The sequence below is a fragment of the Bacillus gaemokensis genome (genome assembly GCF_001590835.1).
Lineage (GTDB): Bacteria > Bacillota > Bacilli > Bacillales > Bacillaceae_G > Bacillus_A > Bacillus_A gaemokensis.
Genome location: NZ_LTAQ01000069.1, coordinates 66,016 through 90,562 on the forward strand (window position 1 = coordinate 66,016; position 24,547 = coordinate 90,562).

Genomic DNA, 24,547 nt, shown 5'->3' on the forward strand with positions numbered 1-24,547 from the left:
AATATCTGTTGCGTGTGAAATGAAAAATGAAAGCGTTTCAAAAATAATTTCACTCATAAAATATGGGTCTCCTTATTATATATAGACTACATGGCGGCATGTGAGGAGGAACGTATTTTGCGAGTTAAATATCATTTTCTTCCGAAACAAAAGGTAGTATTTTGTAAGAGTGATGATTTGGGAGAAAAAGCGTTACAGGTTATGAACGAAAAGGGATATAGAGCCATTCCTGTCTTAGCAGAAGATGAGCAGCAATTTAAAGGGATTATTTATAAAGTAGATATTTTAGAGCATAAGTGTAATGAAGGACTAGAAGATATGTGTGTGAAAGATATGATGGAAGATCAATCTGCATTTATTTTTGAGAAAGATTCTTTCTTTCGAGCTTTTCATATAATTAGGCGCTTACCATTTTTAGCTGTTTTGAATGAATACAATGAATTTGTGGGCATTTTAACACATTCTAATATATTTGATGTTATTGAAGACTCGTTTGGGATGCGAACAGGGGGGTATATAATAACGATTGCAACACAAGATTGTAAGGGGACAATTAAAGAACTTGGAACGTTATTAAGATCCTATCATATTGGTGGATTATTTACATTAGACAATGGTGATCAATATATTCGTCGCGTTATTGTTAACATAACAGATGAATTAACTGAAAAAGGATTGGAGCGATTGATTGCAAAAATAGAGAAAAAAGGGTTCAGGGTTAGTCATGTAGACTATATTTAGAAAATAGAGAGTGGCATATAGCCACTCTCTATTTTTGTTTGGAAACGGGTGGTGGTGAGAGTACGAGGTCGGATAAAAAAATAAAATCTGCGTGTTCACGTATTTTTGGAATGGAGGATTCGATAACGCGAGAAGTAATCTCTCCAGGAGGACCAACGTGACCGATAGCCACCACAACAGGTTTCTCTTTAATTTTTTGTAAGAGTATCTGCGCTTGCTTTGTAATATGAGATGATGTATAAACGTCATCGAAGAATAATTGATTTTCTACAATAGGAACACCCAATTCTTTTCCGATTTTTGGGACTACACTATTTGGATTTGTCTTACTATCTAAATAAAATAGACCGTGTTGTTTGCATATAGAAAGTATGATTCGCATGATTCTTTCATCAGCCGTTACTTTAGAACCCATATGATTGTTCATTCCAATTGCATGTGGTACTTCTTGAATAGCTTGTTCAATTCGGTCTTTGATTTCTGAATCACTTAAATCAGTTGTGATTGCTTTAGGACCAAGCCATTCTTTTTTTCCTTTAATAGGCTCCATTGGCATATGAATAATGACTTCATGTCCTTTTTGGTGTGCAGCTAGTGCATCTTGTTTTGTAGAAGGTAGAAAAGGCATAACTGCAATTGTAAGAGGGATAGGAAGCGATAACATTTTGTCAGTTCCTCTCATATTATTTCCGAAGTCATCAATCACAATGGCGACCTTATTTGTATGAGCGCTTGCTTGAAAAGGAAAAATAAGAACAGATACTAAAATAAATAGTAGAAATGTAATGATATGTTTATGCATATAAGAAATTCCTTTCTGAGTGGTAAGATGTATGTGATTTTCATCCCGCTATTCGTGGGCAGTAATCCCCTACTGATTACAGTTTCACTTTATGGGAGAGTAATTTTCTCCAAATTGATTAGGTACTTATTTAGATGAAAATGTAAATCATAATTATGATTTACATTTTCATCTAAATTAAACAAGAAAAATGTCGAAGAAATGTAAATAAAAAATATAAAAGTAGAGTTTATCTGTAGTTTGTAAAAAAATAAAATAAAAAAAATGTCTATTATTGCGAATGTATTTACAAAGATAGAATAATTTGTAATAATTCTCAAAGTGAGGATAAAGATTTGTAAATTACAGGGAGAAAATGTTAAAATTTCTGAGTATTCGAATTCAAATGCAATATACATTAGGAGGCCCAATGTATAGAGTGAGGATGAAGTTGAGAGTATGGAAGAATAATGAGGGGGATATGGATGTTTACAGCAAAACGGAAGTACACAATGGAAAAACTTTCGCATGATATTCATATGAAGCGTGAAGAAATGATTCATTTAGGTTTAACGAATGGATTAGACAATATTGAAACAATTCAAGTGAGTCAAGAATTGGACAAGCTTATTCTACAGTATCAACGCTATAAGGAACAACAAACGCCAAAATGGTTAGCGTTTGTGAAGATACCTTTTCTTCATATGGGATATAAAGGTAAACAAAGGGCTTTTTGGAAAGTGGTTGTGACTTCTTTTATGAAATAAGCATAATTACCCTCCTTAGAGAAGGATAACTATGCTGAATCTAATGGAAGTGTTATATGGACGGTGGTTCCTTTATTTTCTTTACTATCAATTAAAATATTTCCATCATACATTTCTATAATTCGTTTGCATATGATAAGACCAAGACCTGTTCCGGTATCTTTACTAGTAAAGAACGGATGAAAGAGGTGTTTTTGAATATGTTTTGGAATACCTTTTCCTGTGTCGATAATTTGTAATTGTGCGTGCTCTTTATTACTGGTCACTGTAAGTGTTAATGTATCACCAGATGACATAGCTTCAATTGCATTTTTTGTAATATTTAAAACCACTTGTTTCATATGATCTTTTGAACAACGGATATGAACAGGGTGGTCTGGTAAATGAAAAGCAAATGTAATGCCATATAAATTCGCTTCAGATTGAATAATTAATGCGATTTCTTTGATAATATCTCTTACATCATATTTTTTTTCAATAATTGCAGTTGGTTTACCAAGGATAAGAAACTCGCTAACAATTTCATTGATACGTTCTATTTCCTGTTCAATAACCGAAAAATAGAACTGGTCTTGTTCATGTTTATATTTTTCTTTTAAAAGGGCTACGAGTCCTTTAATTCCAGTAAGGGGATTACGGATTTCGTGAGCAGTACTAGCTGCAAAAGTACCAACCAATTCAATTTTTTGTATTTCATTTTGTTTTCTCTCTAACCTTGTTTGACGTTTCAATAAAATATATTGAACGAGCAAAAATAAAATCGTCATTAAAAACAAAGTAACAAGACATTCTACTGTAACGATTTGATATAAAGTCTTTTGATCAATAGGTAATGGGGAAACAGAAACTTTCCATTTTAATTTTTGTAAGGGTGTAGAAAGTATATTAGTGTGTTGCCCGATAGGTTCTTTGTGATCATCTGTTAAAAATGTTACACCATGCTGATCAGTTACTTCGAAATGATATTGTGGTTTTATTGCATTTAAAGCAGAAGATATATAATCAAAGCGTAAGCTGGCTAATAATAAACCAGAAATTTGTTTGTTTTTAGTGAAAATTGGTGTGGCGATCACAATAGCTTGATGTCCAAGAACACGATCTGTAATAACAGAAGATACAGTTGTTCTTTTAGATTTAAATGCTTCTAGTATGTAGCCTCGATCTGCGACAGGGATTGGTGTTGTTAAGCCTTCAGATGCTACTGTAATTACCCCATCTTTATTTGTATAATATAGTCCAGAAAAACGCTCGTCTCTCTCATCTGTATCATGAAATATTTGCTGGATTCCATTCGTATTTTCTGTTTCTGTATTTACGACCATAGCGAGCATTTCCAAGGCGGAAATTGCTTCCCCGATATGATGATCTAAGTAGTCCCTATATAGAAATAAAACAGTATGAGCAGCTTGTTTGTTTTCCTTCTGCATCTGATAGGTGTGATAAGAATAGAAAATCACACCGATACCTAGTGTTGGTAATATAACAAGCAGTATGTAAAAAATTAAGCTTCGTAATTTCACATTCAAGATTGCTGCTCCTTCTTTTTTATTATCATTATATATAAACTATGTTAAAATTGTCATGTTTTTATTCAAAATGTAATCAGTAGTAAAAATGATTGTTATATGCTAAAAATGTGAGAAAGAAAAGTAGAGGTAGTATAAAGATGAGTGAACAGTCACTCGGAAATTAAAGTGTAAAGTGAATTGAACTTTTCTTTTTAGCTAGTAGTTGTTATATGAAGGATGTTTCCTGTTTTATGAATTTAAGTGAAGGGTTGAAATTGTATGATATCGAATAATGAGCGAGAAGATATTTCTCAATCTTTAAAAGTATTTATTGCACTATCCCGTGTACATCGTTCCGTGATGGATACTACAAATAAATCAATACAAAGTAACGGACTGAATCCAACTGAGTTTGCTGTCTTAGAATTGTTATTTCATAAAGGTAGTCAGCCACTTCAACAAATTGGCGAGCGTATTTTAATTGCAAGTGGAAGTATTACATATGTTGTAGATAAGTTAGAAAAAAAGGGACTTGTGAAACGAATTCCATGTCCGAATGATCGTCGTGTTATATATGCGCAGTTAACCGAGGAAGGAGAGACTGTTATTGCTTCTATTTTTCCAAATCATGAAAAGGTTATACATAATTCATTTGACATGCTAACAAAAGGTGAGAAAAATGAATTGTTACATTTACTTAAAAAAATTGGAAAATATGAAAAGTGATAGAGCATTTAAAAAGCTTTCGATGTGACATAATCTAAGGCTTTTTTATTTACCTTGCGATTTAAAAAGAATAGAGAGATATGTTATATATTGAGAGGTAACAATGGTAGATGTTTTACTTTATCCCGCATTACAGCTTGTAAAAGTCCGATTAATAAAGGTTAATAATCAGTGGGGGATATGGAAACCCCACTACTGAATAAAGTTTTAAAATAAAAATTGAAGAGGGACTACAATTTCTGACGAATTTTGTTGAAGAATAAAAGGAGATTTAGAAGCAAAAATGGAATTATAGTTAAGGATACATATCATTGAGAGGAGGCATATTTATGTCATTTAAGAACTATGAATATAAGCGCCCAAATACAGAAGAATTACAAGGGAAATTCACTACAGCTTTAGAACAATTTGAAAATGCCAAAACTGCCGAAGAACAAAAGCAAGCGATTAGTTTCATTAATGAAATTCGCAATGATTTTGGAACGATGGGAACACTTTGTTCTATTCGACACTCAGTCGATACGACGGATGCCTTTTATAAAGAAGAACAAGATTTTTTTGATGAATATGATCCAGTTGCACAAGGGTATGTAACAAAATATTATAAAGCATTGCTAAGCTCTTCATTTCGTGAGGAGTTAGAAAATTATTATGGGAAACAGTTGTTTGCTTTAGCAGAGTGTGATTTGAAAACATATTCTGAGGAAATTGTGAAAGATTTACAAATGGAAAATAAATTATCTTCACAATATACACAGCTATTAGCAGCTGCAAAGATTGCATTTGAAGGAGAAGAAAGAACATTATCACAACTTATTCCTTTTATGCAGGGAACAGAAAGAAGTACACGTAAACAAGCTAGTGAAGCATATTATGGTTTCTTAGCAGAGAATGAAGAAGAGCTAGATCGTATTTATGATGAGCTTGTAAAAGTGAGAACGAAAATTGCTAAAACACTTGGCTTTAAAAACTTTGTTGAACTTGGATATGCGAGAATGTATCGAACGGATTATAACGCGGAAATGGTTGCAAATTATCGCAAACAAGTATTAGATTATATCGTTCCAGTTGCAACAGAATTACGAAATAGACAAAAAGCGCGTATTGGCGTAGAAAAACTAGCTTACTATGATGAGAACTTTGAATTTGCGACAGGTAATCCGACTCCAAAGGGAGACGCGGATTGGATTATCAATCATGGAAAGACAATGTACAAAGAATTATCAAATGAAACCGATGAATTCTTCAACTTTATGTTAGACAATAATTTATTAGATTTAGTTGCGAAAAAAGGAAAAGCTGGCGGCGGGTATTGTACATATATTGAAAATTATAAGGCGCCTTTCATTTTTTCAAACTTTAACGGAACATCAGGTGATATTGATGTGTTAACACATGAAGCAGGACATGCATTTCAAGTCTACGAGAGCCGTAAGTATGAAATCCCAGAGTACAATTGGCCAACGTATGAAGCGTGTGAAATTCATTCAATGAGTATGGAATTTTTCACATGGCCATGGATGAAATTATTCTTTGAAGAAGATACAGATAAATATTATTTCTCTCATTTAAGTTCAGCACTTCTATTTTTACCATATGGTGTATCTGTGGATGAATTCCAGCATTATGTATACGAAAATCCCGAAGCATCATCAGCAGATCGTAAAGCTGCTTGGCGTAATATTGAGAGAAAATATTTACCGCATCGAGATTATGAAGATAATGCTTACTTAGAACGCGGAGGTTTTTGGCAACGCCAGGGGCATATTTATAGCTCGCCTTTCTATTACATCGATTATACATTAGCTCAAATTTGTGCGCTGCAATTTTGGAAACGTGCAAGAGAAAATAGACAAGAGGCATGGGCAGACTATGTGAAACTTTGTGGACAGGGAGGAAGTCAATCATTCCTACAATTAGTAGAAGGTGCGAATTTGACATCTCCATTTACAGATGGTTGTGTACAAGGGATAATTACTGAGATTCAAGCATGGTTACAGGCAGTAGATGACACAAAATTGTAAAAAAACACGCTGTTTTTTTTCGGTTTGACATCGACACATGTATTAAATAATGAGATAATATAAGAAAATTCAGATTTACCAAGAGGTGTTTCTACATAAGAAGCGCCTCTTTTTACCAAAAAGAGGGGGGAGAATCATGCTTCAATCTAATATGAATATTAGTTTGGAAACTTTATTGCAATCATTACAATCTACAAGAAGTGCGTTGTTATCAGAAATTGAGATGTTAAATGATACGGAAGTGAATGTAAAGCCCCGGCGTGATAAATGGAGTATTATTCAAATTATGCATCATTTACACCTAGTTGAGCAATCGGTTACATCAGCCCTTGTATATGCCTTGCAAAAAAAGGAAAGGAAAGCTGTACAGCTCAAAGACCTCCAACTTACTCTTGATCGAACGCACAAACGAGAAGCACCTCAACAAATGCAACCAACAGAAACGCTAATGAAAAAACAACAAGGAATTCAATTACTTGAACACTCCAGACAAGAATTATTGCACACACTTCATAGTATTATAGATGAAAGAGAATTACTAGATAATTCATTAAAGCACCCTATATTTCATGAACTTAATCTATATCAGTGGATTCAATTTCTTGATTTACATGAACAACGTCATCTGACTCAGCTAAAAGAAGCGAAATACGCAATTTTACAAAGATAAAGTAAATATGTTCTGATAAAAAGAAGTGAGCTAGTAAGTAGCTTACTTCTTTTGTTTTATTTTCTCCCGATATCCGCGGACGATAAGATTGAAAATCCCGATGATGTAAGGTTAGTGCGAGTAAAGCATACTCTGTTTAAAAAAGCTTTACTTCATATGCTGGATTGATGCATATTTTTGCTTATTACCTTGGAATAATACATGAGGAAAGCACAAAAAGGAGCTGAAGAAAGCATGGCAAACAAGAAAAAAGAAGAAGAACGCGCTTGGAAAGCACGAAAAGAGAATCAAAAGCCACATGGGAAAGTAAAGGCTTTTGCTGAGCTTGCTGATGAAACACAAAAAAAGTGATGATTACATCACGTTTTTTGTACGAGCGGAAAAGTTAATAAAAAGGTGGTACCAATATCCTTTTCAATTGTAATATCAATTTTTTCATCCATTGCTTTAATAACACTGAATACGACCATCATTCCAAGTCCGGTTCCCTTTTCTTTCGTGGAATAGAAAGGGGAACCGAGACGTTTAAGTTGTTCTTCGCTCATGCCGATTCCATTGTCTTTTATGATTAGGTACTAATGTAAGGATAAGGTCACCGGCATTAGGTATGGATTCAATACAGTTTTTTTAAAATCTAACAAGCATTGGTTAAATTTTTGTTTTTCGCCAGAGATAAAAAAAGAGTTAAATAATAAAAAGCATCAGATTTATCTCCACCCTATGCTCATATGTATGGGGTTTAATTAAGTATAATCACATTATTAAAATACAAGAAAATGAATCTTAATTTCATAAAAAGACAGAAAAATCAGATGTTTTTCTGAGATATATACATTATGTTACAATATGTGTTGGCAATGAAAGAAGAAATTCCATGTACTCCATGGGAGAGGTTCGCGAACTCCCTCTATAAAAAACTAAGGGAACAACAATATCCTTAGGTATTGTTTTGTTTTTTTATTGTGACAGTTCAAGAACGTTCTTTCTTCTTATTCGTATTAGAGAAGGAGAATGAGTGAGATGAAAAAAGAAAAAGCAGTTGTTGTTTTTAGTGGCGGTCAAGATAGTACAACATGTTTATTTTGGGCCATGCAACAGTTTGAAGAAGTGGAAGCAGTAACGTTTAATTATAATCAACGTCATAAATTAGAAATTGATTGTGCAGCGGATATTGCGAAAGAGCTAGGAATCAAACATACGGTACTAGATATGAGCTTATTAAATCAGCTTGCTCCAAACGCGTTAACTAGAACGGATATGGAGATTACGCACGAGGAAGGTGAATTACCATCGACATTTGTAGATGGACGAAATTTACTATTCTTATCATTTGCAGCTGTGTTAGCAAAACAAGTTGGAGCACGTCATATTGTAACTGGCGTATGTGAAACGGACTTTAGCGGTTATCCTGATTGCCGTGATGTGTTTGTGAAATCGTTAAATGTAACGTTAAATTTATCGATGGATTATCCATTTGTTATTCATACACCTCTTATGTGGATTGATAAAGCAGAAACTTGGAAATTGTCAGATGAACTTGGTGCATTCCAGTTTGTTAGAGAAAAAACATTAACGTGTTATAACGGAATCATTGGTGATGGTTGCGGTGAATGTCCAGCTTGTAAACTTCGCAAAGCAGGCTTAGATACGTATCTACAAGAACGCGAAGGAGCGAATGTATAATGGAACAGAATTTTTTTGGGTTTCGCATCGTAGAGAATTTACAAAAAGTGGACAAGGATATTCAGCGTGAACAATTGAAATATCATAATAAACGAGTGATGGTCAGCAAGGAATTTACATTTGATGCGGCGCACCATTTACACTGCTATGAAGGAAAGTGTAAAAATTTACACGGTCACACATACAAAGTTGTTTTTGGTATTAGCGGATATGTAAATGAAATTGGACTTGCGATTGACTTTGGAGATATAAAAGAAATTTGGAAAAATGAAATTGAAATTTATTTGGATCATCGTTATTTGAATGAAACATTACCAGCAATGAATACAACTGCAGAAAATATGGTCGTTTGGATTTATGAGAAGATGGCAGAAGCACTTACAAAAGAGAATCGCTCCGACGCATATAAGGGGGCACGTGTTGAATTTGTTCGTTTATTTGAGACACCAACAAGTTATGCGGAAGTAAGACGGGAGTGGATGCTCGGTGAGTAAACTCCCCGTCTTAGAGATTTTTGGTCCAACGATTCAAGGTGAAGGAATGGTTGTTGGTCAAAAGACAATGTTTATTCGCACAGCAGGATGTGATTATAGTTGTGCGTGGTGTGATTCTTCCTTTACATGGGATGGATCAGCAAAAGAGCAAATCAGACAAATGACCCCAGAAGAGATTTGGGATGAACTTTTTGAAATTGGTGGAGAAAATTTTTCTCATGTAACAATTTCAGGTGGAAACCCGGTGTTGCTGAAAAATATAGAGGGCTTTTTAGATTTATTAAAAGAAAAGCAGATTCGTACAGCTATTGAGACCCAAGGTAGTAAATGGCAAGAATGGTTGCTTCATATTGATGAAGTGACAATCTCACCAAAACCACCGAGTTCACAAATGAAAACTGATTTTCTCATGCTAGATTCTGTAATTGAAAGATTAGTAGGGAAAGATTTTAGCTTAAAAGTAGTTGTGTTTGATGATCATGATTTTGAATATGCGGTAAAAGTACACGAACGTTATCCGCATGTACCATTTTTCTTGCAAGTTGGAAATGATGATACAAAAACCATAGATGATGCAATGCTTATTAAAAAATTGTTAGAGAAATATGAATGGCTCATTGAAAAAGCAGTTCATTGTAAAGAAATGAATGATGCAAAGGTATTACCTCAGCTGCACGCTTTAGTGTGGGGAAATAAAAGAGGTGTATAAAGTGAAATTTTAGTCAGTGGGGAGTTCTATATCCTCCTCTGATTATTAGTTGAATCAACCGAATTGAAGGGATGTATGAAAAATGACAGGAAGACTAGATGAAGATTTAAAAGATGTAACGTTACTTGGAAATCAAAATACAAAATATTTATTTGAATATAGTCCAGAAATTTTAGAGACATTTGATAATAATCATCCAAACCGTGATTATTTTGTGAAGTTTAACTGTCCTGAATTTACAAGCTTATGTCCAAAAACAGGACAACCAGATTTTGCGACAATTTATATTAGCTATATTCCGGAACAAAAAATGGTGGAAAGTAAGTCTTTAAAATTATATTTATTTAGTTTCCGTAATCATGGTGATTTTCATGAAGACTGTATGAATGTTATTATGAATGATTTAATCAAACTAATGGACCCACGTTATATTGAAGTATGGGGGAAATTCACACCGCGTGGTGGTATTTCAATTGATCCATATTGTAACTATGGTCGCCCTGGTACTAAATATGAGCAAATGGCAGAATACCGTATGATGAATCATGACTTATATCCAGAAACAATTGATAATCGTTAATAAAAAAGGAACTGTATGTATATACAGTTCCTTTTTCTATTATATTATGCATGTTGATTGATAACTGTATAATTCTTGTGATTTACAACTGTAAGAGGTTCCATATCTAGTTCTCTAAAATTCTCCATGATTGTTATATCGACAATAACGGAGTTTTTATTTACTTTCTGAACACGGCCTTGCATTCCACCTTTAAATTCGATAATATCTCCAGTTTCTGCGATTTCCATAAGCAACTCTCCTTGTTACAGTTTTACCAAAAAAAGAACAAGTTTGTTCTTTTTTATTTTCTTTTATTTTGAACTATATTCTTCGATTTGTAAATGTTTCCATTAAAAAAATTCAAAAAATAGTCATTTTTCATAAGTAATATATAAAGTGAAACTTTAATTAGCGAAGGGGGATATTCTTACTGACTGTTATCTTTTATTAATTGGTCTTTTAAAGGTAGCTTATTGTTCTGCTTAACATCCTTTTGTTCATGGAATATAGATATGGGAATTACTGCTTCGTATGGGGGATAGAAGTATTTTCATATTTTGAGAGAAGAAGGTGGATAAGAAGTGAATATATTCATATATAAGAGTATAATAAAGTGAAACTATGATTAGTAGGGATGAAACATCTGTAATCATTAGTTGAACGAATCGGGTATTTACGGGCGGTTTATTTTTAATCTCTTTTTTGCTTTCTGCTAAAGTTTGAGGAGAGGATATTACGGTCTGTTGATGCGGGAGAAATTAGGAGCGATTAAATGATATTTGAAGTTGTTGGAAGTTTTATAGCGATTCTTTTATTCCTATTCTCATATAAGCAGTTAAAAATAATTCGTATTCATGAAACAAGTGAATATTTTGATGGGTTAGACGATGTGCCAGTTTCAATAACTTATGAGAATGGTGCGGATATGTAAAGAAGTATGACTTTCTGTTTTGTCGTGTTATGATGAAAATAAGAAAAAGTACATAATGATATAGTTGATGAGCGGTGAATGGAGAGTGAAGAAAATGCGGATTTCTTTTATTCGTCACGGTCGCTTAAATAGTGTCACAGAAGCAATGACAATTGCATCGTTTCGCGAATGGATGGAGCGATATGATGTAATTGATATAGTAAAGGGCACAGAAATACCAATTGAGACAGTTGAGGCAACTGAATCTGCAAAGCTTATTGTAACGAGTGATCAAAAACATACGGTACAGTCAGCGGCGGAACTAACAGGCTCTCTGTCCTTTATACAAAGTCCTCTTTTTCGAGAGGCGGAAATACCACCTGGATTTTTTGCTCCAAAGTGGGTGAGATGTAAACCAAAAGTATGGACAGTTATTGGGCGTACATTATGGATAATCGGATATTCTAAACAGGTTGAATCTTATCGAGCCGCACAAATGAGAGCAAAACAAGCAGCTGATACATTAGTTGGATATACACTTGTACACGGTCATATTGCACTCGTAGGTCATACCTATTTTAATACGATGATTGGGGCGGAGCTACGTGCAAGAGGGTGGTCTGGACCGCCTGTTTTTCATCGGAAGCCATGGGGGTGTACAGAATACACATTTCATGAAGCGATGAATGGAAATATATTAAACACCAATTTAACATAAAAACACACGATTCAATAAAGAATCGTGTGTTTTTTTAAAAGACGAGAGCCTTTTCACATAAAGGTTTTACTAAATGCGCGTATTGTTCACCGACAAGCATTACCGTTTTATCTTCTTGATAACCAAGTTTTTTATATAAAGAGAAAGCACGTTTGTTTTCTAAATTTACAAGTAATGCAATTTTTTCATAGCCTTTTTCAAATGCTTCATTTTCTGCTGCTGTAATCAATTTTGAGCCAATACCTCGTCCGCCATATTCGCTTGAAACAGATAAGGTGTCAATGTAATATTCATCAAGCTCGGCTTCTTTTTCTAGCGTAATACTTGGATCTTGTTGATTTTCACGTAAGTGCTGTACAATTGGATTATCCAGTTGTTCTGCATTACTTCCATGATAGGCTACGATGATTCCAACTGCCTTGCCGTCTTGTTCTTCAACGAAACAATTCTCATAGCTAAGTCGATTTTCTTTTTTTGAAAACCAATATTCAATCCCTAACAATACTTCTGTTTCTGCCTTCTTACCTGTGATTTTTTCAGCAATTTCATGCAAAGCGTTATACAATAAAGGAGATATTGCTTTTGCATCTGTCCTTTTTGCTTTCCGAATCATATTATCCCTCCTAATTATCTATTCTTATTGTAACATAAAATGAAGTGTAGGAAGGTGTATAAGATGTACTTGGTTATCAGAGCAATTTGGTATGGTTAAACCACTATGTTAATATATGATATTTACTATAAATGTAATAAATTTAACGTTGTCGACCTGTGGAAGATACGATAGAATATTGCAGAGAGGTGAAATACATGGACGAACAATTAGCAAATACAATTTTAGATCAACTGAAAAATGGTGAGATAGAGGAGTATGTTGTAACAAAGGATGTATTTTATACGTTTCGTGATGTTATCGTGAATCGGGAAGATTTTAAACACTTTAGTGGAAATGCACAGCGCGGCGGACAGATTATTTATACATATATAGAAACACCACGTTCTTAATAGAAGATAAAAGGAGAGGGATTTATGGGAGAATTTAAACAAGGTATTTTACCGCACTGGGATTACATGTGGAAAGACGCGAAAGGAAAACGATTTGTTGGAATGGTGATGTTTCCTGCGAAGCGGAAATATGTAGAAGAAGTGATAACAAAATTAAAAATGGCATATGAGCAAGAATCAAAAGTTCGAGCAGCTGTAAAATTTCAACATACATATCAACATGTTGAAGGGATTGTTGTCTATTTTGATGAAGAGGCGCCAGTTTTTACCATGCAAGATAAAGAAGAGAACTTTCATCATTTATTTATAAAGGATATTTTAAGTGTTGAATATTGTGAATAGCTAACACAGATTTTTGTACAGCATGTTGCTTTTGTATCACGTAAAGCCTTTTTAAAAGTCTCATCACATTAACAAATAAATTGGTGTGCCATAATAATTGTCCTTTTTTATTATAATTATATTTTATTGTGGAGCGAAAAAAGAAAGTATATGTATTTGATTTAATAAATGAATTGAAATTTAGTCCAAAAGGAATAGTATTCCTTATTCGTGTGATATAAATGATGTGTAACCGGTTTCGAACAGATTACAACTTAAAGTCTGTTCTTTTTTGTGTGATGCTGGAGAAATAAAATTCTCCAGCATTTATCGTTTTCTGACAAAACATATTGTTAGCATTTTTGTAAATATGGTTAAATCCGTTGACAACTTTTTCGAAAACCACTTTATTGACATGAGTTTTAGAATGTTGTTTCATAGTCTTTGTATTGAAAAAAACGGTTTGTTATGTCGAAAAGTAAAAGTTAAAAAAAAAAAGAATTTATACATATATCTTGTGTCCTTTTTTGAAACGTAATACAATATGTAGAGAAAAGATGAAGATATTAAAGATAGAAGGGGAGGGTCGGAAATGTTGGTTGCATATGATTCTATGACAGGAAACGTGAAGCGTTTCATCCACAAATTAAATATGCCGGCCGTTCAAATTAACGATGACCTCGTATTAGATGAAGATTTTGTTCTTATTACGTATACAACAGGTTTTGGAAATGTACCGGAACGTGTTTTAGAATTTTTAGAGCGCAATAATGGAAAATTAAAGGGCGTATCTGCAAGCGGAAACCGAAACTGGGGAGATATGTTCGGGGCAAGTGCAGATAAAATCTCATCCAGATATGAAGTGCCGATTGTATCAAAATTTGAGTTATCTGGAACAAATAAAGACGTAGAGTTTTTTAAAGAAAGGGTGCGGGAGATTGCGACACATTGAACTGAATAATGAAATCACGCAAATGCAAGATGGTTTCTATCAGCTTCATAAAGATAAAGAAGCATTAGAAGTCTTTATGGAAGAGGCAAGAGAGAATACCGTTCATTTTAATAGCGTGGCAGAGCGAATGGAGTATATGAAGCAGCATGATTACTATTACAACGTTCTGGACGAGTATAAGTTGGAGGAAGTAGAAGAAGTATATAACGTTGCATATGGTGAAAACTTCGAGTTTCAATCTTATATGGCGGCATCTAAGTTTTATAAGGATTATGCGCTAAAGACGAATGATCAAAAACAATACTTAGAAAGCTATGAAGACCGTGTATCAATTGTGTCACTATACTTAGGACGTGGCGATGTTAACAAAGCAAAACAATTTGCAAGCATGATCGTAAAACAAAACTACCAACCAGCGACACCAACCTTTTTAAATGCAGGAAGAAGCAGAAGAGGAGAAATGGTGTCTTGTTTCTTGTTAGAGATGGATGATAGCTTAAATTCGATTGGATTTAATATTAATACGGCGATGCAGTTGTCAAAAATTGGTGGCGGGGTAGCTTTAAACCTTTCTAAGCTACGCGCACGCGGTGAGCAAATTAAAGGCATCGATAACGCAGCAAGCGGTGTAGTACCAGTTATGAAATTGCTCGAAGATTCATTTTCATATGCGAACCAGTTGGGGCAACGAAAAGGTGCCGGTGCAGTATATTTAAATATCTTCCATTGGGATATTATTGAATTCCTCGATACAAAAAAAATAAATGCCGACGAGAAAAGCCGTATTCAGTCTCTATCAATCGGTATTATCGTTCCAAGTAAGTTCTTTGAGCTTGCTGAGAAAAATGAACCATTCCATGTTTTCGCACCTTATACAGTATATAAAGAGTACGGAAAACATTTAGATGATATAGATATTGATGAAATGTACGATGAACTAATGAGCAATCCGAAAGTGAAGAAGAAGCCACTTGATATCAGTGCTCGTGATATGCTTATTAAAATTGCGATGATTCAACTTGAGTCTGGTTATCCATACTTGATGTTTAAATCAAATGCAAATAAACAACATCCATTAAAAGATATTGGAACTGTAAAGATGTCGAACCTTTGTACGGAAATCTTCCAATTACAAGAGACATCCGAAATTAATGACTACGGTACAGATGACATTATCCGCCGTGATATTAACTGTAACTTAGGGTCATTAAATATTGTGAACTTAATGGAGAATAAAGAAATTCGTGAAGCGGTTCATGCAGGAATGGAAGCTTTAACAGCCGTTTCTGACATGACGGTAATTCCGAACGCACCGACTGTGAAAAAAGCAAATGATGAACTTCATTCAGTTGGACTTGGTGCGATGAACTTGCACGGATATTTAGCGAAAAATAAAATTGCTTATGAAAGTGCAGAAGCAAAAGAATTTGTTCGTACATTCTTTATGATGTTAAATTACTACTCCATTGAAAAAAGCATGGGAATTGCTAAAGAAAAGGGCGAAACCTTTAAAGACTTTGATAAGTCGGATTATGCAAATGGCACATACTTTGAAAAGTATGAAACAACAGACTATAATCCTATAACTGAGAAAGTACAGCAGTTATTTGAAGGGATCTATATTCCAACAAAAGAAGATTGGACAAGTCTAAAAGAACAAGTGCAGAAGCATGGTTTATACAATTCATATCGTTTAGCGATTGCTCCAACACAATCAATTAGTTACGTTCAAAATGCAACTTCAAGTGTAATGCCGATCGTAAGTCAAATTGAGTCAAGAACATATGCAAATGCGACAACATATTATCCAATGCCGTATTTATCAAAAGATACGTTCTGGTATTATAAATCTTCTTATGATATGAATCAGTTTAAACTAATTGATTTAATCGCAGAAATTCAAGAGCATATTGACCAAGGAATTAGTACAATTCTTTATGTGAATAGTGATATTTCTACTCGTGAATTAGCACGTTATTATATTTATGCACATAAAAAAGGCTTAAAGAGTTTGTATTATACAAGAACACGAAAATTAAGCGTGGAAGAGTGCGTTGCTTGTACGGTTTGATGCAAATTAAAATTGACTGATATACAACATAAAGAGTAAGACATCATGAGCAGGGTTTTTCTGACCCTGCTCATGCTTAGTTATAAAATTTAAGACTCTACATGCGGTTAAGTTTTCATCACAAACTGAAAGCTTTACCGCATATTAGAAGGGCTTATTTATTGAGAAGGGGCGATTCAATGCGCGCGGTAAACTGGAATAAAAAAGAAGACGATTTTAGTTTAATGTTTTGGAAGCAAAACATCGCTCAATTTTGGACAGAAGAAGAGATCGCGGTATCTTCTGACAAAAATACTTGGGTGCAATTATCAAAAGAAGAACAAATTGCCTATAAGCGTGTATTAGGTGGTTTAACACTTTTAGATACAAAACAAGGTGGCGAAGGTATGCCACTTGTACTTGTTCATCTTGAGAATTTGCAGGCGAAAAGTGTACTAGCTTTCATGGGAGCGATGGAAGAAGTACATGCAAAGAGTTATAGTCATATCTTTACGACACTTGCAACAGAAGAAGAAATTGATGAGATTTTTGAATGGGTAGATAGTCATCCATTACTTGAGAAAAAAGCAGGTATTATTACAGGGTATTATCGTCGTTTATTAAAGCCACAAGTAACGAAAAAAGAATTATACATGGCTATGGTAGCTAGTGTGTTCTTAGAAAGCTACTTGTTCTATAGTGGATTTTTCTATCCTCTTTACTTAGCAGGACAAGGGAAATTAACTGCCAGTGGTGAAATTATTAACTTAATAATCAGGGATGAGTCAATTCACGGCGTATTTGTCGGGATTTTAGCACAGCAAATCTTCGCAGAACTTTCTGCTGAAGAACAACAAGAAGTGCAAAAGGAAACGCAGGAGCTATTAATGGAGCTGTATGAAATTGAAATGGCGTACACGGAAGAAATTTATACATCCATTGGTCTTGTAGAAGATGTAAACCGTTTTGTTCGTTACAATGCGAATAAAGGGCTTATGAACTTAGGATTAGAACCACACTTTGAAGAAGAAGAAATTAATCCAATCGTATTAAACGGTTTACGTACAGATACGAAGAACCATGATTTCTTCTCTGTAAAAGGAAATGGTTATGTAAAAGCAACAAATGTTGAAAAATTAGCAGACGATGATTTTGTATTTGATTTTTAATAGATAAGAGTGAAAAGCTGTCTTTCATATAAAGGCAGTTTTTTTCTTTGATTATGAAACGTTTACATAATGTTATTATTTCATAATAAGTTTTTTATCCCGCTATTTGTGGGCAGTAATACTCCCACCTCAAAGTTCGGCGAAAGAAAAGAAGTTAGGTGGGGGATAAACTGCCCGTAAAAACCTGATTATTAGTTAAACCAATCAGGCATTAATGGACAGTAAGAACCGGGCATCAGGATTTAGATAGAAGTGAAAAGGGGACGGGGGGGATAACAGCGCGTCAAAAGTTGAATCGCAAATAGCAGAATAAAGTAAGAAGGAAGGTAGTGTAGCGAAAGTTATACTACCTTTTTATTATATTTTTAACTTACAAGTATTTACATCCCTTTTGTCTTAATGTACTATTTAACTAGTACACTAAGACAAAAGGAGGGAAGAGATGAACATTGAGTTTTCTCCTAACACCCCAATTTATATTCAGGTGATGGAATACATAAAAAAAGAAATTGTAACGGGCCATTTATCGCCTGGTGATAAAATCTCCTCTGTACGTGAATTAGCGAGTGAGTTACAAGTAAATCCCAATACGATTCAGCGTACATTTCAAGAGTTAGAGCGAGATGGTATTGTTGTGACGCGTAGAGGGATGGGGAGATATGTAACGAGCGAAGGAGAGAAAATTATGGAGCTACGCAAAGATATGGCAAAAGAGTTGCTTCATGCATTTATAAATGGAATGGACAACTTAGGATTTTCAAAAGAGGAAATTCTCTCAATACTTCGGTCTTCATTGGAAGAGAAAAAGGGGGAGAGCTGATGACAGAGTTATTAAAAATAGAAAATCTTTGGAAACGATATGATTTAAAAACAGTGATTCGAGATTTAAGTGTAACAATTACAGAAGGGAAAATTATTGGCCTTGTCGGGGATAATGGTAGCGGCAAAACGACATTGTTAAAAATGATTGCTGGTTTGCAGTACCCTTCTGAAGGAAATATCACAATTGAAGGTAAGAAGGTAGGTTTAGAAACGAAAAAAATTGTTTCATTTATGTCTGATAGACCAGTCTTTGATGAATGGATGACTGTGAAAGACGCTTTATTTTTCTATCGAGATTTTTATCAAGACTTTGATATCCAACAAGCAGTTGATACGATAGCTGAATTTAAAATACCGCTAGAAGAAAAAATTACAGCTTTGTCAAAAGGAATGGTCGAAAAACTACAGATTATTTTAACGTTTTCAAGAAAAGCAAAACTCTATGTACTAGATGAACCGCTTGGTGGGATTGATCCTGTTTCACGGGAGCATGTACTAGAATTAATTTTACAGTTTTATCGTGAAGACTGTACCATTTTAATTTCTACTCATTTAATTGGAGAAATTGAAAATATTTTTGATGAAGTTATCTTTTTGAAGGATGGAGAAGTTGTATTACATGAGAATGTGGAGGAAATTCGTTTTCAGCGAGGAAAAGCAGTGACGGAACTGTTTAAGGAGGTATTTAAACAGTGAATCAGCTACTTCATTACTTATATAATTGTAATAAGAAAAAGGTATGGATACTCTATTTAGGATTTATTACAGTTTCATTTATTCTCTTTTCCTATATGGTGGGGTCTTCTAAACGAATCCTCCCCGTTAAACAGGAAACGACATTAATTTTATTTACAGTACTAATTGTAATGGCTGTATTTTCTATTTTTTTATTGACAATATCTTCGTTTAAAAAAATGATAAACAATTCTATGATTCGGTATACAGCGATACCAGCCAAAAAGTATTTATATGCAAATATAGTTTTTTGTACGTTAATGTTAATTTTATTGGCTGTAATAAGTTTGATATTTTTAGAACTTTTTTCTTGGTATTTGTCTGAGTTTCTTAAAGTTGAGGACATTGAGAAACCGATTGGAAATTTGCATAGTTATGGCTTAGCGCATCATTTTTTTTCTATCTTCTTGTGGATTGTAGAGCTGACTAGTTTGTTAACTTCGATAATTTTTATAAGTGTAATTATTAAAATATTTAATGTGAAACATGGTATGAGGAAAATATTATTTCTAGTGTTTTTTGTTATTTTCGCCGTGATTTATGGAATGTTAATGGATTTTGTTGCAAAAATAGGTAGCTCTATACTTTCTATTAAATATGTAGGATTAATGAATAAGGAAGGTTATTTTGATACATCTTTTTATCCAGGTGATGGATTGAATATATTTAGTCTATGTTTTGAAGGCTTATTAATATTTTTACTAGTATCAATGACAGCTTATATCATCGACAAAAAACTAGAAGTCTAAAGGAGGAACAATCATTGGGAAACGTAGTAGTGAAGTTAGAAAACGTCCATAAAAAAATAGGTAGTACAGAAATTATTCGAGGGCTATCATTTGAAGTTCAGGAAGGTGAAGTATACGGGTTTCTTGGACCCAATGGTAGTGGTAAAACGACGACAATTCGAATGATGACGGGCCTTATTTCGATGACAGAAGGCGATATTACGATTTGTGGTCATAGCATTCGTACAGAACGTGAGAAAGCATTAGAGCAAATTGGAGCGATTGTTGAGAACCCTGAACTATATGACTATATGACGGGGATGCAAAATTTAAAGCATTTTGCGAATATGGCAGTTACACCGATTAGTAAAGAACGTATCGCTGAAATTGTAAAACTTGTTGAACTGGAGCATGCCATTCACAAAAAGGTAAAAACATATTCACTTGGGATGAAGCAACGTCTCGGAATTGCACAAGCACTTCTGCATAATCCTAAAATTTTAATTTTAGATGAACCGACAAATGGATTGGATCCAGCGGGTATTCGTCAAATTCGAGATTATTTACAACGTTTAGCGAAAGAAGAAAACATTGCTGTAATTGTATCGAGTCATTTATTAAGTGAGATTGAACTGATGTGTGATCGTGTTGTTATTATTAAAAACGGTCAATTTGTACAAGAGTATAATTTACATGAGCAGGCGAAGAATGATGAAACAGTTGCGGTAGCATTTGAAGTAGATCAAGCTCAGAAGGCAAATGGAGTCATTAAAGGGAAAGTGCAAGGGAATGTAATTGTTACATCTATAATGAAAGAAGAAATTCCGCAACTTGTGAAGCAACTTGTTCATGCTGATGTACTTATATACGGTGTAACCGTTCAAAATAAAACGTTAGAAGATGAGTTCTTAGCGATTACTGGGGGAGTGAAAGCGTAATGTTTAAATTAATTCAAAATGAATTGTTAAAGTTACATGCGAAAAAAGGTATGTATATATTGATAGGTGTGATTGCTGCGTTAGAAATTCTTGGTGCTTTTGTAATGGTGAAATGGGGAGAAGTGAAAGATCTGAAAGGAACCTATCTAGATTATGCGATGACAGATACAGGTATAGTTATTTTATTTGCAACAATCTTTGGTATTACCATTGCTTCTCGTACGATTACTGATGAGTTCCAAAAAGGAACAATTAAGCAGTTGTTAATCCGTCCAAGAAAAAGAATTATGATTCTATTTTCTAAATATGTTTCAGTTTTATTAACAATGCTTTTTGTTATCGTGGCAGGTACCTTAATTGCGATGGTTATTGGTGCAATCATTATGGATGGTGGGAAAACAGAATTAACGCTAGGGGTATTGTTTAAAGTGTTCTTATATAAACTTGTGTCTCCGTTCTTCTTTGCAACACTTGCTTTCTTCTTGGCAAATGTTTTTCGAAAATCAGTATTACCATTAATCATTGCACTGTTCCTATTCTTCTTGCAAGGAGCAATTAGCATGATGCTTATGATGTTTGTTAAAGGAGTAGCTAAGTTTTTTGTATTCTCACATTTGGATTTAAGTATATATGATAGTAATAAACTAATTAGTGGCGGTGCTACACCACCATTTGCAGAATTCAATTTCACAACATCTTTACTGCTAGTACTTGCTTATTTTGTAGTATTACTTGTTGCATCAAGCACGTTATTCCAAAAGCGTGATGTATTATAATAGAAAAAAATCCCCGTTTACCACGGGGATTTTTTTTAACCAACTTTTTCTTCTGTTTTTTCACGATCCCAACACTCTGTGTTTTCTAAACCAGGAATGCTGTCTGCATAGAATACTGGGTCTTGTCCAGCTTCTTTTTGCTTCATATAGTCTTTCAATGCTGCAAATGCGTACTTGCTTAAGAATATGATTGTAACTAAGTTGAAGATTGCCATAACGCCCATAAATAGGTCGGCTAAATCCCAAACAACTTGAATTGTTGCAACAGAACCTAGGAATACCATACCGATTACAGCAATACGATAAATCATAAGTGTAGTTTTACTTCCGTTTAAGAACTCGATATTTGTTTCACCATAGTAGTAATTTCCGATTAACGAGCTGAATGCGAATAGGAAAATCGCTACAGCAACGAAGATAGGTGCCCAAGGGCCAATATGCATTTTTAGCGCTTCTTGTGTTAACTGAATACCGTTTAAATCAGTTCCAGTATGAACATCTGATAAAAGGATAATAAAAGCAGTACAACTACATATTAATAATGTATCTGTAAACACACCAAGTGTTTGAATGAAACCTTGTTTAACAGGGTGCGTTACATTAGCTGTTGCTGCTGCGTTTGGTGCACTACCCATACCAGCTTCATTTGAGAATAAACCACGTTTAACACCAAGTAAAACTGCTGCACCGAAGCTACCGCCAGCAACTTCTTTTATGCCAAATGCATGCGCTAAAATTTCTTTAACCATTTCTGGAATTAATGTAATATTTGTCACAACAACGAATAGTGCAACTGCAACATAAATGATCGCCATAATGGGTACAATCATTTCTACAACACGTGCAATTCGTTTTACACCGCCGAAGATCACGACAGATAATAGTACAGCTAATGAAATCCCAACGATTTTTGAATCAATATGAAAAGCTCCGTCGAATGCAGAAGTTACAGTATTAGCTTGTACAGCGTTAAAAACTAATCCGAAACTAACTGTGATTAATACGGAGAAAATCATACCCATCCAGCGTTTGTTTAAACCTTTTTCCATATAGTATGCTGGGCCACCGCGGAATGCTTTACCGTCTTTAATTTTATAAATTTGCGCAAGTGTACTTTCCACAAAAGCAGATGCTCCGCCAATCATAGCGATGAGCCACATCCAAAAGACAGCACCTGCGCCACCCATAGAAATCGCAATTGCTACACCGGCTAAGTTACCTGTTCCAACACGCGATGCTGTGCTCATACAGAATGCTTGGAAGGAAGAAACACCGTGTTTTTCCTTTTGTGCTTTACGTGTAGAAGGACTTGCTCCATCGCCAAGTAAACGGATCATTTCACGAATATGACGGAACTGAACGAATTCAGCTCTGAATGTGAAATAGCAACCTATAATAATTAATAATGCAATTAAAATATAACCCCATAAATATTCGTTTGTAGTTGTAATAAATTTATGAATCAGATTAATGACATTTTCAAAGAAATCCATGTGCGCAATCCTCCTTATTCTTATCAAGATAATATGTTTTTTAAAATTAGGTATAAAAAGCGACATTTATCATTAAAACAGAAAATCTTGCAAAGAGGAAATGTCTTAAAATAGATTCGTTATTCCATATTTTAATAGATATCTTATTTAAAAGTGAACTGAGAAAAATAGGAAGAAATTTGAGGGTATTCATATTACAATGTAAATATATCATCATGGGGGTGTTTTTTATTCAGTACGCATTTTCACATATACGACTTCGCAGTTTTTTTGCATGGATGATTTTAGGAATGATAGTAACAATGATACCGTTAGCTTTTGCAGGGGCTTCAGACATTGTCATGGATACTGTATTGCAAACCTTGGTGTTTTTTGTATTTCCGCTACTATGGTTATATGTAAAAACAGGAAAGAACAATGTTATATTTACTAGTTTCTTGGATAGAACAACAAAGTTGAATTGGAAGTTAATCGTAATTGCAACTGTAATGGGACTTATTTTTGCAGTAGGTGTATCTCATATTCAAATTTACATATTGGCACATCTTCTTCCTAATTTTTTAATTGATATGTTAAATGATGATAGCGTCATCGATATGAGTAGTATATATACAACGATATTTAGTTTTATTTCAGCGTGTATTTTTGCACCTATTATGGAAGAGGTCATTTTTAGAGGTTTTTTCTTAAACCGTATGGCTTTTAAATGGGGTATAAAACGAGCTGTAATTGTGTCTTCGCTTATTTTTGGTTTAGGGCACTTTGATGTCGTTGGTGCATTTGTATTTGGTGTTGTGATGTGTCTTCTTTACATAAAGACGAAGAATATATGGACGAATATAGCTGTACATGCTCTGAACAACTGCATCGCAACAAGTGTTCAATTAATGAGTGGAGAAGGAACAGACGAAGCTATTTCAATCGCTGAGTTACAAGGACAAAGTAATTTATGGATTGGACTCGTTATCATTTTGATTAGTTTACTGTGGTTGATACCTTTTATTCGGAAAAATTGGCGAACTGTAAAAGAAATAGGGGTACCACCTCTTCGTTTTATTGATGAGGAGAAGGCGATTATACCATTACCACAAACTGGAGTATATAGTCAAGTTATTGTAACTGATCGACTTATGGCTGTAGAATTGCCAGATGAGGCTGTGAATCAGTTGAAATTAGAAGAGAATGATTATGTAACGGTTGCAGTAGAGGGTGATAAAATTATAATAGCAAAGGCAGAACATCAGTAAGTATAGGAGGAATAAAAA

General features: G+C 34.2%; 28 protein-coding genes, 1 pseudogene and 1 riboswitch. Of the genes and pseudogenes, 23 read left to right on the forward strand and 6 right to left on the reverse strand.

Annotated features, from left to right (window positions below; genetic code table 11):
- Positions 1-117: 117 nt before the first annotated feature.
- Entirely contained in the window at positions 118-741 is a 624-nt protein-coding gene (gene cbpA, locus AZF08_RS26385) for a cyclic di-AMP binding protein CbpA (RefSeq protein ID WP_033675391.1), read from the forward strand.
- A 28-nt stretch (positions 742-769) separates the two neighbouring features.
- Here the strand turns inward: cbpA and AZF08_RS26390 are convergent, their stop codons facing one another.
- Positions 770-1,543 (reverse strand): divergent polysaccharide deacetylase family protein, encoded by a 774-nt coding sequence (locus AZF08_RS26390; RefSeq protein ID WP_033675392.1) that lies wholly within the window; start codon positions 1,541-1,543, stop codon positions 770-772.
- Between the two features lie 464 nt (positions 1,544-2,007).
- Here AZF08_RS26390 and AZF08_RS26395 point away from each other — a divergent pair, with 464 nt between their 5' ends.
- Complete coding sequence (locus AZF08_RS26395) at positions 2,008-2,289, forward strand: aspartyl-phosphate phosphatase Spo0E family protein (RefSeq protein ID WP_033675393.1); 282 nt, start codon at positions 2,008-2,010, stop codon at positions 2,287-2,289.
- A gap of 29 nt (positions 2,290-2,318) precedes the next feature.
- Here the strand turns inward: AZF08_RS26395 and AZF08_RS26400 are convergent, their stop codons facing one another.
- On the reverse strand, positions 2,319-3,815 hold the full coding sequence (locus AZF08_RS26400) for a DUF3149 domain-containing protein (protein ID WP_033675394.1): 1,497 nt from the start codon (positions 3,813-3,815) through the stop codon (positions 2,319-2,321).
- A gap of 261 nt (positions 3,816-4,076) precedes the next feature.
- On the opposite strand from AZF08_RS26400, the gene AZF08_RS26405 reads away from it, so the two are divergent.
- The 4 genes from AZF08_RS26405 (at position 4,077) to AZF08_RS31675 (ending at position 7,568) form a co-directional block, all read left to right on the forward strand.
- Positions 4,077-4,523 (forward strand): MarR family winged helix-turn-helix transcriptional regulator, encoded by a 447-nt coding sequence (locus AZF08_RS26405; RefSeq protein ID WP_033675395.1) that lies wholly within the window; start codon positions 4,077-4,079, stop codon positions 4,521-4,523.
- A gap of 329 nt (positions 4,524-4,852) precedes the next feature.
- Positions 4,853-6,547, forward strand: coding sequence for a M3 family oligoendopeptidase (locus AZF08_RS26410; protein WP_033675396.1), 1,695 nt, complete (start codon positions 4,853-4,855; stop codon positions 6,545-6,547).
- A gap of 136 nt (positions 6,548-6,683) precedes the next feature.
- A complete protein-coding gene (locus AZF08_RS26415) occupies positions 6,684-7,217 on the forward strand; it encodes a DinB family protein (protein ID WP_033675397.1) in 534 nt (177 codons plus the stop codon).
- Positions 7,218-7,451: 234 nt separating this feature from the next.
- The gene (locus AZF08_RS31675) at positions 7,452-7,568 is read left to right on the forward strand and encodes a DUF6254 family protein (RefSeq protein WP_033675441.1); all 117 of its coding nucleotides are present in this window, start codon (positions 7,452-7,454) and stop codon (positions 7,566-7,568) included.
- 8 nt (positions 7,569-7,576) lie between these two features.
- On the opposite strand, the pseudogene AZF08_RS29450 reads toward AZF08_RS31675, so the two are convergent.
- Positions 7,577-7,900 (reverse strand): annotated as a pseudogene (locus AZF08_RS29450) (ATP-binding protein); the annotation flags it as partial.
- A 200-nt stretch (positions 7,901-8,100) separates the two neighbouring features.
- Positions 8,101-8,144: riboswitch (PreQ1 riboswitch) on the forward strand.
- 93 nt (positions 8,145-8,237) lie between these two features.
- Here AZF08_RS29450 and queC point away from each other — a divergent pair.
- From queC to queF, 4 genes are all read left to right on the forward strand, one after another.
- Positions 8,238-8,900: a 7-cyano-7-deazaguanine synthase QueC gene (gene queC, locus AZF08_RS26430; RefSeq protein WP_033675401.1), complete on the forward strand. Its 663-nt coding sequence runs from the start codon at positions 8,238-8,240 to the stop codon at positions 8,898-8,900.
- On the forward strand, positions 8,900-9,394 hold the full coding sequence (gene queD, locus AZF08_RS26435; protein ID WP_033675402.1) for a 6-carboxytetrahydropterin synthase QueD: 495 nt from the start codon (positions 8,900-8,902) through the stop codon (positions 9,392-9,394). The genes queC and queD overlap by 1 nt, the downstream gene beginning before the upstream one ends.
- Positions 9,387-10,103 (forward strand): 7-carboxy-7-deazaguanine synthase QueE, encoded by a 717-nt coding sequence (gene queE, locus AZF08_RS26440; RefSeq protein WP_033675403.1) that lies wholly within the window; start codon positions 9,387-9,389, stop codon positions 10,101-10,103. The genes queD and queE overlap by 8 nt, the downstream gene beginning before the upstream one ends.
- A gap of 82 nt (positions 10,104-10,185) precedes the next feature.
- A complete protein-coding gene (queF, locus tag AZF08_RS26445) occupies positions 10,186-10,683 on the forward strand; it encodes a preQ(1) synthase (RefSeq protein WP_000147751.1) in 498 nt (165 codons plus the stop codon).
- Between the two features lie 44 nt (positions 10,684-10,727).
- On the opposite strand, the gene AZF08_RS26450 is transcribed toward queF, so the two are convergent.
- Positions 10,728-10,913, reverse strand: a complete 186-nt coding sequence (locus tag AZF08_RS26450; protein WP_033675404.1) for a YkvS family protein — start codon at positions 10,911-10,913, stop codon at positions 10,728-10,730.
- A 524-nt stretch (positions 10,914-11,437) separates the two neighbouring features.
- Between AZF08_RS26450 and AZF08_RS30975 the strand changes: the two genes are divergently transcribed.
- Both AZF08_RS30975 and AZF08_RS26460 read left to right on the forward strand, forming a co-directional pair.
- Positions 11,438-11,596: a hypothetical protein gene (locus tag AZF08_RS30975; protein ID WP_033675405.1), complete on the forward strand. Its 159-nt coding sequence runs from the start codon at positions 11,438-11,440 to the stop codon at positions 11,594-11,596.
- A 94-nt stretch (positions 11,597-11,690) separates the two neighbouring features.
- Entirely contained in the window at positions 11,691-12,293 is a 603-nt protein-coding gene (locus AZF08_RS26460) for a hypothetical protein (protein WP_033675406.1), read from the forward strand.
- A gap of 34 nt (positions 12,294-12,327) precedes the next feature.
- On the opposite strand, the gene AZF08_RS26465 is transcribed toward AZF08_RS26460, so the two are convergent.
- Complete coding sequence (locus AZF08_RS26465; protein ID WP_033675407.1) at positions 12,328-12,906, reverse strand: GNAT family N-acetyltransferase; 579 nt, start codon at positions 12,904-12,906, stop codon at positions 12,328-12,330.
- 197 nt (positions 12,907-13,103) lie between these two features.
- On the opposite strand from AZF08_RS26465, the gene AZF08_RS26470 reads away from it, so the two are divergent.
- From AZF08_RS26470 to AZF08_RS26515, 10 genes are all read left to right on the forward strand, one after another.
- Entirely contained in the window at positions 13,104-13,298 is a 195-nt protein-coding gene (locus tag AZF08_RS26470; protein ID WP_033675408.1) for a hypothetical protein, read from the forward strand.
- Between the two features lie 24 nt (positions 13,299-13,322).
- Positions 13,323-13,640: a hypothetical protein gene (locus AZF08_RS26475; protein WP_033675409.1), complete on the forward strand. Its 318-nt coding sequence runs from the start codon at positions 13,323-13,325 to the stop codon at positions 13,638-13,640.
- A gap of 571 nt (positions 13,641-14,211) precedes the next feature.
- Entirely contained in the window at positions 14,212-14,571 is a 360-nt protein-coding gene (gene nrdI, locus AZF08_RS26480) for a class Ib ribonucleoside-diphosphate reductase assembly flavoprotein NrdI (protein WP_033675410.1), read from the forward strand.
- On the forward strand, positions 14,558-16,642 hold the full coding sequence (gene nrdE / locus AZF08_RS26485; protein ID WP_033675411.1) for a class 1b ribonucleoside-diphosphate reductase subunit alpha: 2,085 nt from the start codon (positions 14,558-14,560) through the stop codon (positions 16,640-16,642). The genes nrdI and nrdE overlap by 14 nt, the downstream gene beginning before the upstream one ends.
- A 179-nt stretch (positions 16,643-16,821) precedes the next feature.
- Positions 16,822-17,790, forward strand: a complete 969-nt coding sequence (gene nrdF, locus AZF08_RS26490; protein ID WP_033675412.1) for a class 1b ribonucleoside-diphosphate reductase subunit beta — start codon at positions 16,822-16,824, stop codon at positions 17,788-17,790.
- A gap of 442 nt (positions 17,791-18,232) precedes the next feature.
- Positions 18,233-18,610 carry a GntR family transcriptional regulator gene (locus AZF08_RS26495; protein ID WP_033675413.1) on the forward strand — a complete coding sequence of 126 codons (378 nt, stop codon included), beginning with the start codon at positions 18,233-18,235 and terminating at the stop codon, positions 18,608-18,610.
- Positions 18,610-19,308 carry an ABC transporter ATP-binding protein gene (locus AZF08_RS26500; RefSeq protein ID WP_033675414.1) on the forward strand — a complete coding sequence of 233 codons (699 nt, stop codon included), beginning with the start codon at positions 18,610-18,612 and terminating at the stop codon, positions 19,306-19,308. Before AZF08_RS26495 ends, AZF08_RS26500 begins: the two co-directional genes overlap by 1 nt.
- Complete coding sequence (locus AZF08_RS26505) at positions 19,305-20,096, forward strand: hypothetical protein (RefSeq protein ID WP_033675415.1); 792 nt, start codon at positions 19,305-19,307, stop codon at positions 20,094-20,096. The genes AZF08_RS26500 and AZF08_RS26505 overlap by 4 nt, the downstream gene beginning before the upstream one ends.
- Before the next feature lie 14 nt (positions 20,097-20,110).
- A complete protein-coding gene (locus tag AZF08_RS26510; protein WP_033675416.1) occupies positions 20,111-21,013 on the forward strand; it encodes an ABC transporter ATP-binding protein in 903 nt (300 codons plus the stop codon).
- Positions 21,013-21,789, forward strand: coding sequence for an ABC transporter permease (locus tag AZF08_RS26515; protein WP_033675417.1), 777 nt, complete (start codon positions 21,013-21,015; stop codon positions 21,787-21,789). The genes AZF08_RS26510 and AZF08_RS26515 overlap by 1 nt, the downstream gene beginning before the upstream one ends.
- A 35-nt stretch (positions 21,790-21,824) precedes the next feature.
- On the opposite strand, the gene AZF08_RS26520 is transcribed toward AZF08_RS26515, so the two are convergent.
- Positions 21,825-23,282, reverse strand: coding sequence for an alanine/glycine:cation symporter family protein (locus tag AZF08_RS26520; RefSeq protein WP_033675418.1), 1,458 nt, complete (start codon positions 23,280-23,282; stop codon positions 21,825-21,827).
- Between the two features lie 230 nt (positions 23,283-23,512).
- On the opposite strand from AZF08_RS26520, the gene AZF08_RS26525 reads away from it, so the two are divergent.
- Positions 23,513-24,529, forward strand: coding sequence for a CPBP family intramembrane glutamic endopeptidase (locus tag AZF08_RS26525; protein WP_033675442.1), 1,017 nt, complete (start codon positions 23,513-23,515; stop codon positions 24,527-24,529).
- Positions 24,530-24,547 lie beyond the last annotated feature (18 nt).

Bases quoted from the DNA above. Each gene is read 5' to 3' on its own strand.
- AZF08_RS26500 (WP_033675414.1), top strand. From the start codon at position 18,610: ATGACAGAGTTATTAAAAATAGAAAATCTTTGGAAACGATATGATTTA.
- AZF08_RS30975 (WP_033675405.1), top strand. From the start codon at position 11,438: ATGATATTTGAAGTTGTTGGAAGTTTTATAGCGATTCTTTTATTCCTA.
- AZF08_RS26390 (WP_033675392.1), bottom strand. From the start codon at position 1,543: ATGCATAAACATATCATTACATTTCTACTATTTATTTTAGTATCTGTT.
- AZF08_RS26465 (WP_033675407.1), bottom strand. From the start codon at position 12,906: ATGATTCGGAAAGCAAAAAGGACAGATGCAAAAGCAATATCTCCTTTA.
- nrdI (WP_033675410.1), top strand. From the start codon at position 14,212: ATGTTGGTTGCATATGATTCTATGACAGGAAACGTGAAGCGTTTCATC.
- AZF08_RS26415 (WP_033675397.1), top strand. From the start codon at position 6,684: ATGCTTCAATCTAATATGAATATTAGTTTGGAAACTTTATTGCAATCA.
- AZF08_RS26515 (WP_033675417.1), top strand. From the start codon at position 21,013: ATGTTTAAATTAATTCAAAATGAATTGTTAAAGTTACATGCGAAAAAA.
- AZF08_RS26495 (WP_033675413.1), top strand. From the start codon at position 18,233: ATGAACATTGAGTTTTCTCCTAACACCCCAATTTATATTCAGGTGATG.
- nrdF (WP_033675412.1), top strand. From the start codon at position 16,822: ATGCGCGCGGTAAACTGGAATAAAAAAGAAGACGATTTTAGTTTAATG.
- AZF08_RS26450 (WP_033675404.1), bottom strand. From the start codon at position 10,913: ATGGAAATCGCAGAAACTGGAGATATTATCGAATTTAAAGGTGGAATG.
- AZF08_RS26475 (WP_033675409.1), top strand. From the start codon at position 13,323: ATGGGAGAATTTAAACAAGGTATTTTACCGCACTGGGATTACATGTGG.
- AZF08_RS26410 (WP_033675396.1), top strand. From the start codon at position 4,853: ATGTCATTTAAGAACTATGAATATAAGCGCCCAAATACAGAAGAATTA.
- queF (WP_000147751.1), top strand. From the start codon at position 10,186: ATGACAGGAAGACTAGATGAAGATTTAAAAGATGTAACGTTACTTGGA.
- AZF08_RS26460 (WP_033675406.1), top strand. From the start codon at position 11,691: ATGCGGATTTCTTTTATTCGTCACGGTCGCTTAAATAGTGTCACAGAA.
- queC (WP_033675401.1), top strand. From the start codon at position 8,238: ATGAAAAAAGAAAAAGCAGTTGTTGTTTTTAGTGGCGGTCAAGATAGT.
- AZF08_RS26395 (WP_033675393.1), top strand. From the start codon at position 2,008: ATGTTTACAGCAAAACGGAAGTACACAATGGAAAAACTTTCGCATGAT.
- AZF08_RS26470 (WP_033675408.1), top strand. From the start codon at position 13,104: ATGGACGAACAATTAGCAAATACAATTTTAGATCAACTGAAAAATGGT.
- AZF08_RS31675 (WP_033675441.1), top strand. From the start codon at position 7,452: ATGGCAAACAAGAAAAAAGAAGAAGAACGCGCTTGGAAAGCACGAAAA.
- queD (WP_033675402.1), top strand. From the start codon at position 8,900: ATGGAACAGAATTTTTTTGGGTTTCGCATCGTAGAGAATTTACAAAAA.
- AZF08_RS26520 (WP_033675418.1), bottom strand. From the start codon at position 23,282: ATGGATTTCTTTGAAAATGTCATTAATCTGATTCATAAATTTATTACA.
- AZF08_RS26405 (WP_033675395.1), top strand. From the start codon at position 4,077: ATGATATCGAATAATGAGCGAGAAGATATTTCTCAATCTTTAAAAGTA.